Raw genomic sequence first — 15,965 nt, 5'->3', positions numbered from 1 at the left:
GCCGATCATTCCACCAGTTCAGGGACCATCGGAGCGACCGGCAGCATACGCTGGCCACCCGGGCGGCGATAGCTGAAGCCGGGCGCGCCACTGCCGGCGGTCCCGACGACGTCCTGCATCGCCGCATGGTGCGGCGACAGGGCGCAGGCCGGATCGGTATTGGCGGCATCCCCGGTCAGCAGCAGCGCCTGGCACCTACAGCCGCCCCAGTCGATCTCCCTGCGGTCACAGCTGCGGCACGGCTCCGGCATCCAGTCGGTGCCCCGGAACCTCAGGAACGCCGGATCATCGCTCCAGATCCCGGCCAGGCTGTGCTCGCGCACCGACGGATACACCATGCCGGGCAGGATCTCGGCGGCGTGGCAGGGCAGCACCTTGCCGACCGGGGAGACATTGAGGAAGCGGCGGGCCCAGCCGCCCATGCAGGCCTTTGGCTGCGACGCATGGTAGTCCACGGTCACGTAGTCGATGACCATGCGACCCTGGTAGTGCGCCCGCGCCGCCTCGACCTGCTGGTTGGCAAGCTCGGACTGCGCCCGCGTCGGCAGCAGCGCGTCGCGGTTCAGCAGGCCCCAGCCATAGTACTGGGTGTTGGCGATCTCGACCCGGGCCGCGCCCAGCCGCTCCGCCAGCAGCAGCATGTCCGGCACCCGCTCGAGATTCTGCCGGTGCACCACGAAATTCACCGTCAGCGCGATGCCGCTGTCCCGGATCAGGCGTGCGGCCTCCAGCTTGAGCGCCTGTGCGCCCTTCATGCCGCCGATGCGTTCGGCGCTCGCGGTCTCGGTGTCCTGGAAGCTGAGCTGGATGTGGTCGAGGCCGGCCGCGTCGAGTGCGGCGAGGCGCGCCTGGTTGAGCAGGACGCCCGAGGTGATCAGGTTGCTGTACAGGTTGCGCCCGGCCGCGTGACGGATCAGGTCCGGCAGATCGCGGCGGACCATCGGCTCGCCGCCGGAGAAATGCACCTGCAGGACCCCGAGTGCGGCAGCCTGGTCGAAGACCGAACACCACTCCCGGGTGGTCAGTTCCGCGGACGCGGCCTCGAGTTCCAGCGGGTTGGAGCAGTAGGGACACTGCAGCGGACAGCGATGTGTCAACTCCGCGAGCATGCCCATGGGCGGCGGCGCACTCATCTGCGTGGCCGGACGCACCACTGTCACAGCACCCCGACGCGAGCCAGCCACAGGGCTCGACTGGACCCTCGCACTCCCCGGCCGCATCGCGTCGGATACAGGCCGGGGAGACAAGGCAGGGGCATCGGCTCCAGGTGCAAAGCCAACGGGCCGAGAGAGATCTACTTCGAGACGGCGCAGGCGTAGGAGTTGATCTCGGCGCCGAGCGCAATCTCAACGACCTTGGGGCGGCTCCACTTCATGCTTTCTCTCCGGTGCTGTGCTCGGGTCGGATACCGCGGCACTACTATGCTCGACCTGAAACCGTCATCGGTCAAGATTCGAATTCTGAAGTAACAACAAAGACTGTTGCCGTTCCCGCCGTCCTCCGGCACCATCCCGAGGCTACCAGCCGCGGCGCCAGAACAGACCGACACCCCTGTTGCGATGCAGCATTCGTTTGTCGTCTTGCCGTCAATACTGCAGCGCAACATCGCTAGCGTCCACGCGGCGAACGGTTTCGACTACGCACCTGTCGCAGGTTTGCGACACATCACCCCGCGCGGTGTGAACCGCAGGGGTGACAGCCGGAACGATGCGGAGGAAAGCTGCGGCAATCACGCCACGGATGGCGCAGCCGGGCGACGCTCCTCCGCAGCCGCCCAAATCATAACGAGGGACACTGTCCAATGAACAAACCGATCACCGATGCCGGCCTGCGCCGCACGGCCGAGCCGAACTTCAAGCCGCGCTACGGAAACTATATCGGCGGCGAGTGGGTCGAGCCGATCAGCGGCCGCTACTTCGAGAACACCTCGCCGGTGAACGGCCGCGTGCTGTGCGAGATCGCACGCTCCGATGCCGCCGACGTCGAGCGCGCCCTCGATGCCGCCCACGCCGCCAAGGATGCCTGGGGCAGCACCAGCCCGGCGGCCCGCGCGCAGATCCTGAACGAGATCGCCGACCGGATGCAGCAGAACCTCTCGGTGCTGGCGGAAGCGGAGAGCTGGGACAACGGCAAGCCGATCCGCGAGAGCACCGCGGCCGACGTGCCGCTGGCGATCGATCATTTCCGCTACTTCGCCGGCGCCATACGCGCCCAGGAAGGCGGCATCTCGGAGATCGACGCCGACACCGTCGCCTATCATTTCCACGAGCCGCTCGGCGTCGTCGGTCAGATCATTCCCTGGAACTTTCCGCTGCTGATGGCATGCTGGAAGCTCGCGCCCGCCTTTGCCGCCGGCAACTGCGTGGTGATCAAGCCCGCCGAGCAGACCCCGGCCTCGCTGCTGGTCTGGGCCGAGATCATCGGCGACCTGCTGCCGCCGGGCGTGCTGAACGTCGTCAACGGTTTCGGCCTCGAATGCGGCAAGCCGCTGGCCTCCAGCCCGCGCATCGCCAAGATCGCCTTCACCGGCGAGACCACCACCGGCCGGCTGATCATGCAGTACGCCAGCCAAAACCTGATCCCGGTCACGCTGGAGCTCGGCGGCAAGTCGCCGAACATCTTCTTCGCCGACGTGCTGGCCGAGGATGACGGATACCTCGACAAGGCGATCGAAGGCTTCGTGATGTTCGCGCTGAACCAGGGCGAGGTCTGCACCTGCCCGAGCCGCGCGCTGATCCATGAGAGCATCTATGACCGCTTCATGGAAAAGGCGCTCGCCCGTGTCGCCGCCATCAAGCAGGGCGACCCGCTCGACATGCAGACGATGATCGGCGCCCAGGCCTCGTCCGAGCAGATGGAAAAGATCCTCAGCTACTTCGATATCGGCCGCCAGGAAGGCGCCGAGGTGCTGGCCGGCGGCGAGCAGAACCATCTCGAGGGCGATCTTGCCGGCGGCTACTACGTGAAGCCTACCGTGCTGCGCGGACACAACAGGATGCGCGTGTTCCAGGAAGAGATCTTCGGCCCGGTGGTCTCGGTCACCACCTTCAAGGACGATGCCGAGGCGCTGTCGATCGCCAACGACACCCTCTACGGCCTCGGCTCGGGCGTCTGGAGCCGTGACGCCAACCGCTGCTACCGTTTCGGGCGTGCAATCAAGGCCGGCCGTGTCTGGACCAACTGCTACCACGCCTACCCGGCGCATGCGGCGTTCGGCGGCTACAAGCAGTCCGGCATCGGACGCGAGAACCACAAGATGATGCTCGACCACTACCAGCAGACCAAGAACATGCTGGTGAGCTACAGCACCAGCAAGCTCGGCTTCTTCTGAGAGCCGGGTTCTTCCGAGATGTGGGCCAGGCTGCTCCACCAGCCTGGCCGTGCTCGAAAACCCTGAGCGCTGCCCTCCAAGATCAAGAAACGCCTTTGCAGGAAAACACCAACGCTTCGCGCCGAAGGGCGCCTACAAGACCGGCGGCAGCGGCACCTGGCTGACCGGCAGCTACGATGTCGCGACCAACACGATCCTCTGGGGCGTCGGCAATCCCGGTCCCTGGCTCGCGACCATGCGTCCGGGCGACAACCTCTATTCCGACTCGCTGATCGCGCCGAACCCCGCAACCGGAAAGATCAAGTGGCACTACCAGTACACCCCGAACGACACCTCGGACTGTGACGGCGTCAACGAGCCGGTGCTGACCAGCCTCAACTACCAGGGCAAGACCTACAAGGCGGTGGTCAGCGCCAGCCGCAACGGCTGGTTCTATGCAATCAACCGAGAGAGACGATCATCAGCTACCTGATGGCGCACAACCTCAACGCGAAATACAAGTTGAACGAGCTGGACGAACCGCACGCACGCTGGAACCTGGTCGGGCTGCACGGCCCGGCGGGATCCGACGCCGCGGCGGCCTTCGACCGCAGCCTCGCGTCGCTGCGCGGCAACGGCGGTCTTGCAAAGCTGCTTGCACCCTACGCATCAATGGTCCCTGGGCCATCGCATGCCTCGGACCACTCGGATGCCTCACCGGCATCGGACTTTTACGATGTCGCCATGACCGCGACGGAAGCGCCGATCCTGCTGGTCTCGGCGGAAGTCGCGATGACGCAGCCGGCGTCCGGCGGCGACGCGGGGGACGCGGGGGACGCGGCCCCGGCGCTCTACACGACCGACCAGGCGATGGCCGGCAAGCGGAAGTTCGCCGACAACTGCTCGCAGTGCCACGGCGACAACCTCGAGGGCATGGCGGGTCCGGCCCTCAAGGGCGAGCTTTTCGCCTCCGCCAAGGCAGATTTCCACGTCAGCGACATCTTCAATATCGTCGTCAAGACCATGCCCTCGACACAACCGGGCAGCCTGTCGCACGACGACTACACCCAGATCATGGCCTATCTGCTGCAGCAGAACGGCTATCCGGCCGGCCGTCGCCCCTGGTGTTCGAGGCCGCGCTGACATCGAAGGTGCGCCTGATCTATCGCGCCAAGTAAAGCGGGCGCGGCTTAGAGGCTTGTGTGGACGGCTCCCTTGACGCAAGGGCAATTTGACTTCGGCGCCGCGGTCGGGTGCGGTCATGTGTCCGGCCTGTTTGCGCGGCCCATGACCGCTGGCCTTGATGCAGTTCGCGGCCTGGCTCCCAATCAGTTTCGCGCGCTCGGAGGCGCAAGACTCTAAACGGGTTCTGCCAAGCCCCGGGTTCGACCGGTTTGCCATCACGTCGTTGCTGCCCTCACACCCTGCCAGCCGCGGCGTTGGCCGGCAGGGATCCTGTTACGCCGTCAAACCACGGCCGGTGTAGCTGCTGCCGGCGTGCAATAGCTTCCGCCCCGGGCCAGCAGCGCCCAAACGATGCGCGCCGTTTTGTTAGCCTGCGCCACGGATGCGAGCCGTGCCGGGCGACGCTCCAGCACACCCTTCAGCCAGGCCACCTCCGGTGTGCTCTTGGTTCGGGCGTGGCGGATTACCGCCGTTGCACCGAGCACAAGCAACCGCCGCAGGGTTCGATCGCCCTGCTTGGAAATGCCGCCTTGGCGTTGCTTGCCGCCACTGCTGTTCTGCTTGGGCACCAGCCCGATCCAGGCGGCAAACTGACGGGCGGAGTGGAACTGGGTGGGATCGGTGACGGTGGCCACGATGGCGGAAGCGGTGATCGGCCCCACGCCGGGAATGGTCGCAAGCCGGCGGCTGACCTCGTTGTCTTTGTGCCAGGCCAGGATTGCCGCCTCGATTTCCTTTACCCGGATGCCCACTGCTTCCAACTCCGCGGCCAGCCCACGCAGGGCGTGGCGGGCCAGCGTCGGCACGCTCGCCGTGTTCTCCCCCATGAGCACGGCGACCAGGTCCGCCACGCGGCTGATCCCTTGGGGAGCGATCACGCCGAGCTCGGCCATATGCCCGCGCAACGCGTTCACCAGCATGGTTCGCTGCCGCACCAGCAGCTCGCGCGTCCGGTGCAGCATCAGCACGGCCTGTTGTTCGGCCGATTTGACCGGCACGAAACGCATGGTCGGCCGGGTGACGGCCTCGCAGATTGCTTCCGCGTCGGCTGCGTCCGTCTTGCCGCGCTTGACGTAGGGCTTGACGTAGCTTGGGGGCTTGACGTAGCTCGCCGGCATCAGCCGCACCTCGTGGCCCAGCGCCTTGATCTCCCGTGCCCAATAATGCGCCGTGCCGCACGCCTCGATGCCGACCAGGCACGGCTTCAGGCTCTTGAAGAACGCCAGCACTTCCGCCCGCTGTAGCTTGCGGCGCAGCACCGCCTGGCCGGACGCGTCAACGCCGTGTGCCTGGAACACGCGCTTGGCGATGTCCAGACCGATCGTGGTAATCTCCATGGTGGACGGCTCCTTTTGCCCGTTGCCTCAACAGCTACGAGCCTGGCACATCGATGCCGCACAGGAGCCGTCCACCGCATCAGTTTGAAAATGCCTGATGCTGGATGAGAGCGGCCCAAAAGGGCCGCGGCCGGCGTGCCTTTCGGAGCACCGCAGCGCAGCGGCCTACTGGCCATGAGCAGCGGAGCGCCGGAAAGGCGCCCATCCTTGGAAAGAGGGGGATCGCCAGCAGCAGGCGTTTGCAAACAGCCTCTCAGGAGATCAGGCCGGAGATCGGTAGCGACGGCATGATCATGTGGCTGGCATCACGGTAGCCCTCGAGCCAGATGAAGTGGTCGTCGGTGCCTTCCTCGTACGGACACTCGGCGTAGAGCGGCTGGCCTGGCGTCCACTCGCGGTTGCGGTCGAGCTGCCCGGCGCTGAGCCCTTCCGCATAGCGCAGGCGGGCGGTGCCCATGCGGACCGTCCGCCGTGCCCGGCGCCCCTGCCGGGCGAAGCCGGCCAGGACCAGGACGAGCAGGACGAGCAGGATCCAGGCGGCGATGGTCTGTGGTTTGGCGAAGGCGGCGAGGTCGGTCATCAAACGACGTGTCTCGTCCAGTTTATGCGACCAGTCTATCGTTTCAACTCGGCGCTTTGAAGCCTCCCGGCCATGGCTTGATCTGCCTGAGGTGGCCGCGGCAGCCGTCAGAATGCTTTGAAGATCAGGATCATGGCCAGGGTGTAGAGCATCATGGCCCCGATCAGGATCGGGATCGGTGCCGATCCGCTTCGCATCGCCTCGCCGGCCTTGGCGCGCAGCGAGCCCAACAGCTCGGGCCAGGTGTAGGAGACGAAGTCACCCTGGGACATCACATTGATCAGCCGTCCCTCCTCGTCGACCACCGGCAGATGCCGGAACCGCTCGTTGGACATCTGGCGCAGCCAGTCGATGATCTCGTCGTCTTGGCGGGCGGTCCGGACCTCCGATGTCATGATCTCGGACAACCGCGTCGTGTCCTGGTCCATGTGGCTGCCGAGCAGGCGGCGCAGCAGGTCCCGCTCGGTGACGATACCCTTCACCTTACGGGCCTCATCGACGATGATGACCGAGCCGATATTCCGCTTTGTCATGACCTGCACGGCGACCGAGACATAGTCAGTGGCCGCGAGCACGACGGGCGCGGGCTTGTTGCTGAACTCCGGCCGATCCTTGATCTGCATCTGAATTCGTCCAACCGGAATGCGTTATTCTTCATCATCGGAGGAGACCTCATGCGAGGCAAGCCAGAAGCACGAGCTCCATTCGATACTGGTACGGCTTCGGCCTGATCCCGATTTAATATCGTGTACTAAGAAGATCCGGCTGGCCTGGCATCCGCGGGCAATTGCGCGGCCGCTACTTCCAACAAAGCCATTTTAGGATCAGAATGTTCCGGACCGGTTGCCGGGGCTGTCGCACGTGTTCTCCTCTCAGATGAGCTGGATCCGTCAGGACGATTGGCAGGACCGACCTGGATACTCTCGTCGTCGCGGCCAAAGTCTCGCAACCGTGTCCTGCATGAGCACGCCTAAGCGCATCTGATCCAGCCTAGAGCCAGTTCCTATAATAGTCGGCGTGAGATCTGTGTAATTACAAATCAGCATGGCATCATGAATACATCAACGAACATCCAATACAGGATCGTCCTGAGGGATGATTTCCTGGAGTTACTGGAGCAGATACGAAAGGAAACCCCGATGCCCAACGGCACACTGCCCATAGCCGGCCAGCGCCACTACCAGGCGGTCATCTATACCTACCTCGAGGACCTGCTGGCCTGAGAGCCTGTTTGCGAACCCCTGCTGCTGGCGATCCAACGCGCCTTTCCTGCGCTACGGTGCTCACGGCCAGACGGCCGCTCCGCTCCGGTGCTCGGAAAGTCACGCCGGGCGCGGGCCTGCAGCCCGCTCTCATCCAGCATCAGGCGTTTCCAAACAGGCCCTAAGAGACCGTTCGATAATGCTACTACGCTGGTCATCCCCCGCTTTCCAAGGACGGGCGGCTTCCTGCGCTTCCGGTGCTCACGGTCCCACTGTCAAGAACGGGGCGGCCGCTCCGCTCCGGTTCTCGGAAGACACGACGGGGGGCGCCGTTGGCGCCTCTGACTCAGCGTAGCGCATTCTCGAACGGTCTGGTTTCAGCGTTCTCCTAGTGGATTAGCGGATCGGGTGCCTCGACCGGCTCCGGCTTCAGGACCCCGTCGGGCAAGGCCGTATCGATCAGCGCCACGAAGAACGAGAACTCCCGGAAAAGCTCGTTCCACAGGCTCACGATTTCCAGATCCTGTTCCAGCATTGGCAGCTCCTGGTCAGGCGGCCGGAGAGCCACAAGCCGATCTCTCCAAGCCGCGCTCGTTGTTATTATGCGCTGTGTCCGGAGCGAGTCTTACGGGACCGGCTGTAGCGGTGGAAGCCTGAATCGAACTAAAGACCAGTATCAAGAACTGCTACATTGTCCAATAAACCGGATCATTGGAAGTCGAATATCCCGCAAGGGCGCCCAAGTCTTAATAAACGAGGCCGCTCTGCATCCAGCGATAGGTTGTCGCCGTAGGCCTGACAGGATCAGGAGCGAAAGCCATGGCGATCGTCGGGCAACGTCGCCTGCAATTCTCTGAGCGCATCATCTCGGCGGCAGACATTGCATGCATCCAGGGTCAGTTCGTTGCTGCAAGGCGGCTGTTGCTGGCCGCCGAGCATGCCCTCGGCAAGACCCTGTTCGACAGGTCACGAAAATTCCGCGATGTGCATGAAGGCCTCGCTGCCGCGCATGCCAGGCTCTGGGAGGCCCAGCATGCCGCCCAGGCCCAGCATGCACCCCAGGCGCAGCATGTGGCCCCAGCCCTCCCGCCGCGCCCGGAAGCGCCGCAGGCAGCGGGCGTGCAGCCGAGCGACGCGGCATAGCGACCGCCTGAGCGGCATCGCACCGGGCACGCGTCGAGACTGCACCAGGAGCGTCAGCCGGACGGCGTGCGCCGTCTCCGGTCGAAGGTCGACCTGGCGTGCACCAGTCGCAGGCGCAGCCAATCCAGATCCGGGGCGGGGTCTCCCGTGGCCGCCAGCCGCTCGTCAGCCGCAATCGCGGCCCGCCAGTAGCGTATGGCATCCGCGATGTTCCCGAAGGCCTCGCAGGCGAGCGCGCAGTCGCGGAGCATGGAAGCGTCATCCAGCGTTTCTGCCATAGACGCCAACTGACACCATACCGCCGCGTCGGCTGGCATCATTTTGTTGACGCCGGAGGGTATTAACGAAGCTTTAACGGATCAAACGCGATCCGGCCCGGAGTTTCAGTTCAGAATTTTGGCAACCAGCCTATCTGTCACGAGGTCCTCGACCGACCTGGCTCGTGCCAGACGGCCATGCAGCCATTTCAGATCCGACGGCGTTCCCGCGACTGCAGCCTGCCGCCGCGCCGCCGTGATCGCCGCTTGCCAGTACAGGACCGCGCCAGAGATATCGCCGACTGCCTCGTGTCGGTAGGCCTGGTCGCGCCAGAACCTGGGGTCGTCAAAAAGCGGCGTCGGCTTGGGTGCGCATGTCATCGTCTGTTCAACCGCAGCCTGAGCAAGACGGAGCGACGCTCTGCTTGATGGAGGAGCCCGGGCGGGGGGGGGGCGTCGCCCGACGCCACAGTGAATGCGGCCTCGTTGTCGTCGCCTCGGGGACCATGGCCATCGGGGATCAGGAAGCAGTAGTCCATCAAAGGCACTTCCCGACACGAGTAAGCCATCGCTAAAATAACTTGTATTTTAGGAAGAAGTTGTCACTGCTCGCGTCAACGTGTTCCGACTGATTGTCCCGGGTCTGCTTAGAGCCCGTCCGGGAATGCGCTACGCTGGGCCAGGAGGCAGCAGACCACAGCAAAGACCGTGATCGCCGCTGCCATCACCACGAGATATTGGCGATGGAGTATCCTGGCCTCGCGGCCCCACTTCTCAACTTCCGCTTTCAGATCTGCTCTCACGGCTGTCATTGGCGCCGGCACGACACTCGGAGGCTTCGGTCCGGATTTTGTCCGGGGGCCGGCGCAATATCCGGGCGCGACGCGCATTCCGCCCGGTTTGCTACACGTCGTCGGGTGACAGCATCGGCGTTGCGCCGAACAGCACCGCGCAGACCGCCCAGAACGCTCCGAACGAGATGAAGCTGAGGAGCATGATGACCATTTCGAGCATGTCGGAAATCCCCGGCTTACCGTTACGATAACGGCTCGACCAGAACGCTACTTATGCCGCGGGCTAACTTTACCGTAGTGAAAAGGACGTTAAAGCGGCGGGGCTGAGCGTTATTACCACGGACCAGGCTCGCGTGGGCCGGGCTTTCTTGCAGACTTGGCCGGAGCGGACTTGGATGTTCTGCGTGTTCAGCCTTGTCTCCCGGGCGCCGCCGCTAATACCACGCAGGCCGACGCTGCTGCTCCTCGGCGATTTCGAAGTGCTTGCACTTGGCGGATGACATCGGGAAACGATGGCGGACCCGAAATCTTCCTAACTGGCGTTTCTCGGCGTGTCCAGGCACGTCAGGAAGGCTGGATTTCAGCCAATGTTCCTGACCTGTTCGTCCCTGGACGTGTCCGAACGTGTCCCTAAAGCGCAAATTTGATCGTATACCTGCCCGTATACTAGCTTGCCCGGATGGTTCGTGGGCTCAATCGACTGACCGCCCTGGCAGCGGCGCGGGCCAAGCCCGGTCTGTATGGCGACGGTGGCGGCCTGTGGCTGCGGGTGCAACCCAACGGCCGCGCCTGGCTGTTCCGATATACCAGCCCCACAACTGGCCGTGAGCGCCGGATGGGCCTCGGTACCCTCCAGGATGTCTCCCTTGCCGATGCCCGAACCGCCGCCGCGGCGGCGAGGAGGGAGCTGCAGGCCGGCCTGGACCCGCTTGTCCAGCGCGAGCTCTTTGCCGCGAAGCTAAAGAGGGAGCGGATCACCTTCCGGAAAGCTGCAGAGGCCTGCATAGCGGCCAAGCAGGTCGGCTGGCGCAACGCGAAGCATGCCGGTCAGTGGGCGGCGACGCTCGAGGCGTATGTCTATCCCAAGATCGGTGACGCGACGGTGGCAGCCGTCACCAAAGCCGACGTGCTCGAGATCTTGACGCCGATCTGGCAGGCCAAGCCCGAAACCGCCACCCGGGTGCGTGGACGGATCGAGACGGTCCTGGACTACGCCAAGCAGCTGGACTGGCGTGCCGGCGAGAACCCCGCTGTCTGGAAGGGCAACCTGCAGCACGCCCGTAACCCTACGGTGAGGGCCCTGTAGTAGCTCAGGCGGCCGACTGCTTGGCGTTGAGCGTGTGCGCGTAGTTCCATGGCAGCAGTTCGTTCAGGCGCTGTGCAGGGTGGTCGGCGATGCGGCGTAGCGTGTCGCCAAGCCAGGCACGCGGATCAACGTTATTGAGCCTCGCGGTCACGATCAGGCTGTAGATCGCGGCGGCTCGTTCGCCTCCACGGTCTGATCCCGCGAACAGCCACGCCTTGCGGCCGATGGCGATGCCACGCAGCGCGCGTTCCGCCGCGTTGTTGGTGAGACAGATCCGGCCGTCCTCGAGGAACCGCGTAAACGCGGTCCATCGCTTCAGCATGTAGTCCATCGCGCGCCCGACATCGTTGTGTCTCGACAGCCGCGCGCGCTCGGTGCGCATCCAGGCTTCCAGCTCGCTGACCATCGGCACGATCATCTCTTGCCGTACTGCCAGACGCTGCTCGGCAAGTTGCCCGAGGATCCTCCGCTCTGCGTCAAAGATGGCGTCGATCCGCCGCACCGCCTCGATCGCAAGCGGCGCCTTGGCCAGGTCGGCGAGGACGAACAGCTTGCGCCTGCCATGCGCCCAGCACGCTGCCTCGACAATGGTCCCAGGCGCGCGCCCCTCACGATAGAGCTCGTTGAACCCGGCATAGGCGTCCGCCTGCAGGATCCCCGTATAGCGGGAGAGATGCCGTCGCGGATGAGCCGCCGTCCGGTCGGGCGTGTAGTGGAACATCGCTGCTGGTGGGCTTGAGCTGCCGAATGGCCCGTCGTCGCGCACATAGGTCCACAATCGACCGATGCTCGTCCGGTTCCTGGCCAGCACCGGCACGGTGGTGTCGTCGCCATGCAGCCGCTCGGCTGCGAGCACATGGGCGCGGATCAGCTCGATGAGCGGCGCGAGAGCCGTGCTGCAGGCTCCGACCCAATCCCCCAGCGTGGAGACGTCGAGGTTGATCCCCTCATGGGCGAACGTCTCGCTCTGCCGGTTCAGGGGCAGATGCTGGCCGAATTTCGCCTCGAGGATGGTCGCCAGCAGTTCAGGTCCGGCGCGTCCGCGCGAGATCGGATGGAACGGCGCCGGGACCTGGGTGATCGTCTCGCAGGCGCGGCAGACCAGGCGCTCGCGCACCGTCTGCACCACCTTCCAGGAGCGTGGCACCACCTCCAGCGTCTCGGTGATGTCCTCGCCAAGCTTCGTCAGTTGCCCCTGGCAGCACGGGCAGGCCGCCGGGCCGGGGATGACGACACGCTCGCGCGGCAGATGCGCCGGGAGGGGACGCCGTGCCGGACGAGGGTGCACGGGTTCCGGCCGATCGCTGTTGGATGACGTGACCGCCGGTGCGCGATCCTCGCTGGCTGCGGCCTCAAGCTCCTCGAGTTGCAGTTCGAGCTGGTCGAGCCTGGCGCCGCGCTCGGCGGAGGCGCCGAACCGCTCCTGCCGCAGCTTGGCGATCAGCAGCTTGAGATGCGCGACCATGGCATCCAGCCCGCTCGCCCGCGCCTCTGCCTCCTGGCGCGCCGCACGCTCGGCCAGGAGGGCCGCGCGCAGCGCCTCGAGTTCGTTCGGGATCGGATCCGCCGCGTCGGTCACGCTGCAAGTGGAGCACGACGCGCACGCGGCGTGTACCCCCTTTTATCCCGCCATCTCCGGCCGCCAGGTGCGCTGCGGATGTCGCCAGTCGATGCCTTCCAGCATGTAGGCGAGCTGCGAGGCCGAGATCGCGACAGTTCCGTCTGCGGGCGTCGGCCAGATGAAGCGGCCGCGCTCGAGCCGCTTGGCATACAACGACATGCCGAGACCGTCGTGCCAGAGGACCTTCACCAGATCGCCCCGACGGCCGCGGAACACGTAGAGGTCGCCTGCATGCGGATCGCGCTCGAGAGCCTGCTGGACCTGAAGCGCAAGGCCGTTCATGCCGCGGCGCATGTCTGTGTGTCCCGCCGCCAGCCACACGCGCACGCCGGATGGGATAGGGATCACGACCGCAAGGCCATCAGCACGCCCCGGAGCACCTTGAGGTCCGCACCACGGCCGACACGCACGCAGACGCCGCCCGGCAACATGATCTCGATCGATCGGTCAACCGGGACCTGCGGCGCCGCCCTGCTGTCGCCAACCACCGTCACCGGCAGGAAAGCAGAGCCCTCGGCCGATGACAGCCCCGCTTGTGATCCATGCATGGCACGCCGCCAGTGCCAGAGCAGGCCGCGACTGATGTCGTGGCGGCGCGCAACGATCGCGATGCTTGCGCCCGGCTCCTCTGTCTCGGCGAGGATCCGCGCCTTGTCCTCTGGCCGCCAGCGACGGCGACGCTCAACTCCAGTGATGATCTCGACCACGCCCAACTGCCTCTAACGCCACATCTAAAAGCGTGCGTAGAGTCGCCTAACTCCGGACGTCACAGCAGGCGGTGTTCACCGGACGGATACGCACGCCCTCGCCCGGCGATCGAAAGTCGCGCGGGTCGAGCACCATGCCGCCCTCCCCTGGCAGCGTATTCGCGAGGTGATGGGCGAGCTGGCGAGATCTGACGGCACGGGGGCGCTGGCAGTGCGCTTCATCGCCCTGACGGCCGCCCGATCGGGTGAGGTCCGCGGCGCAAGCTGGTCGCAGATCGATCTTGAGGCGAAGGTCTGGACGGTGCCGGCGGACCGGATGAAGGCCGGCCGGGAGCACCGAGTACCGTTGTCAGCCGGAGCGATCGACGTCCTCCAGCTGGCGCGGGAGCGTGGCGATGGAAGCGGGCACGTCTTCCCCGGCGGCAGGGCTAGCAGGGGCCTCTCCGACGTCGCGGTATCGAAGGCTCTGCACCTTGCAGCCGGCACAAAGGCCGTCACGGTGCATGGTCTACGGAGCACGTTCAGGGACTGGGTGGCCGACGCGACCAGTCACCAGCCCGATGTGGCCGAGGCGGCGCTTGCGCACGCGTTGGGCGACGCCGTACGGGTTGCCTATCAGCGGGGGGATCTCTTTGAGAAGAGGCGAGTGCTCATGGACGATTGGGCTGCTTTTGTTGCAGTGAGCCCTCCGGCGCGGCGGTAGAGGACAGCCTGCAGTAGCTTGACAAGGAAGCGCGACCAGCAAAGCCCATAGTGGCCCCCTCCCCCACCGGGCGCTTTGAGAAGAATACACTCATACCCCCAAAGGAATTCCTCAAACAAACCGTTTGATATCAAGCGTTTAGTTTGCCGTCTTTGAATCCTTCGCCCTAAAGTCCAGTTCCTTTTCCTCAATAGGCCCAGGGAACCACCGGCCCACTCTCCGCTGGCCACGCACATGAACCTTACCGTCGCGTCGAAGCTCATCTAGAAGGGCGTTTATGGCGTAACGATGGAGATTTGGCATGGCCTGAACCAAGTCCCGCATCGGGCTTCCTTCGACTTGGTTTTCCTTGATGTGCTGTAACAGGAGCGCCTTCTCCGTCTCATGCGCTAGCCCTTTACGCCGGGTATAAACACCCTTCTGGCCCAGCGCTGCATAAAGGCTCCGAGCCAAGACCAGACGCCCCCGCGCGGCTCTTTCTAAGATCCCCTGCTCTACCAATCGGCCGATCCTAACCTCGCTGCCATCTGGAGAGTCCTCGTTATGGAAGACCGCGTCGATAACCCTTAGATCCAGGATGTCTAAGTCGTCTCGAAGACGTTTTTGTATTTGCTCAAGGACACCCATCAACGAGCTATCGCGGACCTGACCGTTTAGCGTGAGAAAGACGGAGAATTGATCGCTCCCTAAATAGCTCGGGACGTGCTTGCCTGCCCGAATTGCCTCGCTGAACATCAAGTCAGCACCTTGACCGGACCGCTCTACCAGTCCGCAACGCTCCATACCTTCGTGTAATAGCCGGTTTCTCGGCCTTGACACTGTAAGTATGTTTTCGGCCGTGACACCCCGGGGAAATCCACCTGGACTAAAGACCTCCAAGCGTCGAGGAAACTGCTTGACGATTACCGAACCTTGATCGAAATAACTTCTGTGGCAGACCGCATTTAGAAGGGCTTCCCGAACCGATCTTTCGGATAATGTCGGGATTTGATGGCGCAACAGCCCCGCCTGAAAAGCTTGGACTTCATTACGCTTAGAGATAGTAGCCCACACCTCATCCATATAGCCGAGAAACCCGCTCCGAAAGCTCCTCCGCTCTTGGTAATCTATATGGACGTCCGCCGACCTGTACTCGAATATGAGCTCGGCCTGCGGAAGATGTCTCGCTAGACCGCGTTCACCACCCAACATCACCAACGCTGCCCAAGTAACTGAGCCGTCCATGGTCAGATACACGTTTTCGAGCAGCTCGACGTCCGAACAGCTTTCCAGCGTTAACGCCGTTCTCAAAGAAACAGCATCGCCGTGGCGCTGGCACCGAGCTACCGCCAATGACCGAAAGCGTGCAATCAGCTGAGAGTCTAAAAGCGAATCGAATGACCCCGAAAGCAATGTTGCCGACGGATCACCCCCGCCTTGTAGCAGGAGATCGCGAAGGCGATCGCCTGACATCCCGGTAAGGCCTTCGCCGATGCGCATCAAGAAGCGGCCGTCTACAGAGATGGGATGACCTGGCGGTGCGGGTGGGGAGAACACTGACAAGACCCGCCCGGAAGCAGTGTCGATCTCGAAAATATCAACTCGTCGATGAAGCTTATTAAAAATCTTCTCTTTCGTGTCGACGATGTTGCGGAACACCGAAGTTCCCACGATTTCACGAGGGGGGGTGTCGGTAACGCCCAGGACGAGGTGACCTCCTCCCTCATTCGACAAAGCCACACAGTAATCTATTAGTTTGCTGACCTCGAAGTGTGACCGCGCTGCCTTAAATTCTAGGTGCTCGTCCTCGCTGCTCGCTTGCATAGCTATACGCAAATTTA

19 protein-coding genes are annotated in these 15,965 nt (G+C 64.0%); 7 read left to right on the top strand and 12 right to left on the bottom strand.

Annotated features, from left to right (window positions below; translation table 11 throughout):
- Positions 1-5 precede the first annotated feature (5 nt).
- Together pqqE and pqqA are read right to left on the bottom strand one after the other, a co-directional pair.
- A complete protein-coding gene (gene pqqE / locus ACQY4O_RS18035) occupies positions 6-1,133 on the bottom strand; it encodes a pyrroloquinoline quinone biosynthesis protein PqqE (RefSeq protein ID WP_428377787.1) in 1,128 nt (375 codons plus the stop codon).
- 161 nt (positions 1,134-1,294) lie between these two features.
- Complete coding sequence (gene pqqA / locus ACQY4O_RS18030; protein WP_428378239.1) at positions 1,295-1,375, bottom strand: pyrroloquinoline quinone precursor peptide PqqA; 81 nt, start codon at positions 1,373-1,375, stop codon at positions 1,295-1,297.
- A gap of 426 nt (positions 1,376-1,801) precedes the next feature.
- Between pqqA and adh the strand changes: the two genes are divergently transcribed.
- From adh to ACQY4O_RS18015, 3 genes are read left to right on the top strand one after another with little or no spacing between them, the layout of a single operon-like run.
- Positions 1,802-3,331 (top strand): aldehyde dehydrogenase, encoded by a 1,530-nt coding sequence (gene adh, locus ACQY4O_RS18025; protein WP_428377786.1) that lies wholly within the window; start codon positions 1,802-1,804, stop codon positions 3,329-3,331.
- A 49-nt stretch (positions 3,332-3,380) separates the two neighbouring features.
- Positions 3,381-3,803: a hypothetical protein gene (locus ACQY4O_RS18020; RefSeq protein WP_428377784.1), complete on the top strand. Its 423-nt coding sequence runs from the start codon at positions 3,381-3,383 to the stop codon at positions 3,801-3,803.
- Positions 3,803-4,453: a c-type cytochrome gene (locus tag ACQY4O_RS18015; protein WP_428377782.1), complete on the top strand. Its 651-nt coding sequence runs from the start codon at positions 3,803-3,805 to the stop codon at positions 4,451-4,453. The genes ACQY4O_RS18020 and ACQY4O_RS18015 overlap by 1 nt, the downstream gene beginning before the upstream one ends.
- Before the next feature lie 323 nt (positions 4,454-4,776).
- Here ACQY4O_RS18015 and ACQY4O_RS18010 read toward each other — a convergent pair whose 3' ends face one another.
- The 3 genes from ACQY4O_RS18010 to ACQY4O_RS18000 form a co-directional block, all read right to left on the bottom strand.
- The gene (locus tag ACQY4O_RS18010) at positions 4,777-5,832 is read right to left on the bottom strand and encodes an IS110 family transposase (RefSeq protein ID WP_428374762.1); all 1,056 of its coding nucleotides are present in this window, start codon (positions 5,830-5,832) and stop codon (positions 4,777-4,779) included.
- Between the two features lie 253 nt (positions 5,833-6,085).
- The gene (locus ACQY4O_RS18005; RefSeq protein WP_428377781.1) at positions 6,086-6,412 is read right to left on the bottom strand and encodes a hypothetical protein; all 327 of its coding nucleotides are present in this window, start codon (positions 6,410-6,412) and stop codon (positions 6,086-6,088) included.
- A 107-nt stretch (positions 6,413-6,519) separates the two neighbouring features.
- Positions 6,520-7,035, bottom strand: coding sequence for a CBS domain-containing protein (locus ACQY4O_RS18000; protein WP_428377779.1), 516 nt, complete (start codon positions 7,033-7,035; stop codon positions 6,520-6,522).
- Between the two features lie 429 nt (positions 7,036-7,464).
- Between ACQY4O_RS18000 and ACQY4O_RS17995 the strand changes: the two genes are divergently transcribed.
- Positions 7,465-7,635, top strand: coding sequence for a hypothetical protein (locus tag ACQY4O_RS17995; RefSeq protein ID WP_428377778.1), 171 nt, complete (start codon positions 7,465-7,467; stop codon positions 7,633-7,635).
- A gap of 367 nt (positions 7,636-8,002) precedes the next feature.
- Here the strand turns inward: ACQY4O_RS17995 and ACQY4O_RS17990 are convergent, their stop codons facing one another.
- Positions 8,003-8,149 carry a hypothetical protein gene (locus ACQY4O_RS17990; RefSeq protein WP_428377776.1) on the bottom strand — a complete coding sequence of 49 codons (147 nt, stop codon included), beginning with the start codon at positions 8,147-8,149 and terminating at the stop codon, positions 8,003-8,005.
- Positions 8,150-8,433: 284 nt separating this feature from the next.
- Between ACQY4O_RS17990 and ACQY4O_RS17985 the strand changes: the two genes are divergently transcribed.
- Positions 8,434-8,757 carry a hypothetical protein gene (locus ACQY4O_RS17985; RefSeq protein ID WP_428377775.1) on the top strand — a complete coding sequence of 108 codons (324 nt, stop codon included), beginning with the start codon at positions 8,434-8,436 and terminating at the stop codon, positions 8,755-8,757.
- Between the two features lie 53 nt (positions 8,758-8,810).
- Here the strand turns inward: ACQY4O_RS17985 and ACQY4O_RS17980 are convergent, their stop codons facing one another.
- Together ACQY4O_RS17980 and ACQY4O_RS17975 are read right to left on the bottom strand one after the other, a co-directional pair.
- A complete protein-coding gene (locus tag ACQY4O_RS17980; RefSeq protein WP_428377773.1) occupies positions 8,811-9,008 on the bottom strand; it encodes a hypothetical protein in 198 nt (65 codons plus the stop codon).
- Positions 9,009-9,140: 132 nt separating this feature from the next.
- Positions 9,141-9,395, bottom strand: coding sequence for a hypothetical protein (locus ACQY4O_RS17975; protein ID WP_428377772.1), 255 nt, complete (start codon positions 9,393-9,395; stop codon positions 9,141-9,143).
- 1,092 nt (positions 9,396-10,487) lie between these two features.
- On the opposite strand from ACQY4O_RS17975, the gene ACQY4O_RS17970 reads away from it, so the two are divergent.
- The gene (locus ACQY4O_RS17970) at positions 10,488-11,114 is read left to right on the top strand and encodes a tyrosine-type recombinase/integrase (protein WP_428377771.1); all 627 of its coding nucleotides are present in this window, start codon (positions 10,488-10,490) and stop codon (positions 11,112-11,114) included.
- A 4-nt stretch (positions 11,115-11,118) separates the two neighbouring features.
- Here ACQY4O_RS17970 and tnpC read toward each other — a convergent pair whose 3' ends face one another.
- The 3 genes from tnpC to tnpA are packed head-to-tail and all read right to left on the bottom strand — an operon-like array spanning position 11,119 to position 13,442.
- Positions 11,119-12,693, bottom strand: a complete 1,575-nt coding sequence (tnpC, locus tag ACQY4O_RS17965) for an IS66 family transposase (protein ID WP_428377769.1) — start codon at positions 12,691-12,693, stop codon at positions 11,119-11,121.
- Positions 12,694-12,735: 42 nt separating this feature from the next.
- A complete protein-coding gene (gene tnpB, locus ACQY4O_RS17960; RefSeq protein WP_428378238.1) occupies positions 12,736-13,056 on the bottom strand; it encodes an IS66 family insertion sequence element accessory protein TnpB in 321 nt (106 codons plus the stop codon).
- A gap of 23 nt (positions 13,057-13,079) precedes the next feature.
- Positions 13,080-13,442 carry an IS66-like element accessory protein TnpA gene (tnpA, locus tag ACQY4O_RS17955; RefSeq protein ID WP_428377767.1) on the bottom strand — a complete coding sequence of 121 codons (363 nt, stop codon included), beginning with the start codon at positions 13,440-13,442 and terminating at the stop codon, positions 13,080-13,082.
- Positions 13,443-13,611: 169 nt separating this feature from the next.
- Between tnpA and ACQY4O_RS17950 the strand changes: the two genes are divergently transcribed.
- Positions 13,612-14,145 carry a tyrosine-type recombinase/integrase gene (locus ACQY4O_RS17950; protein WP_428377766.1) on the top strand — a complete coding sequence of 178 codons (534 nt, stop codon included), beginning with the start codon at positions 13,612-13,614 and terminating at the stop codon, positions 14,143-14,145.
- A gap of 138 nt (positions 14,146-14,283) precedes the next feature.
- On the opposite strand, the gene ACQY4O_RS17945 is transcribed toward ACQY4O_RS17950, so the two are convergent.
- Positions 14,284-15,948: an ATP-binding protein gene (locus tag ACQY4O_RS17945; RefSeq protein WP_428378237.1), complete on the bottom strand. Its 1,665-nt coding sequence runs from the start codon at positions 15,946-15,948 to the stop codon at positions 14,284-14,286.
- Positions 15,949-15,965 lie beyond the last annotated feature (17 nt).

This window comes from Lichenicoccus sp. (assembly GCF_965277665.1).
Taxonomy (GTDB): domain Bacteria; phylum Pseudomonadota; class Alphaproteobacteria; order Acetobacterales; family Acetobacteraceae; genus Lichenicoccus.
The sequence above is the reverse complement of the archived record's forward strand: the minus strand, read 5'-3'. Positions and strand labels throughout refer to the sequence as shown.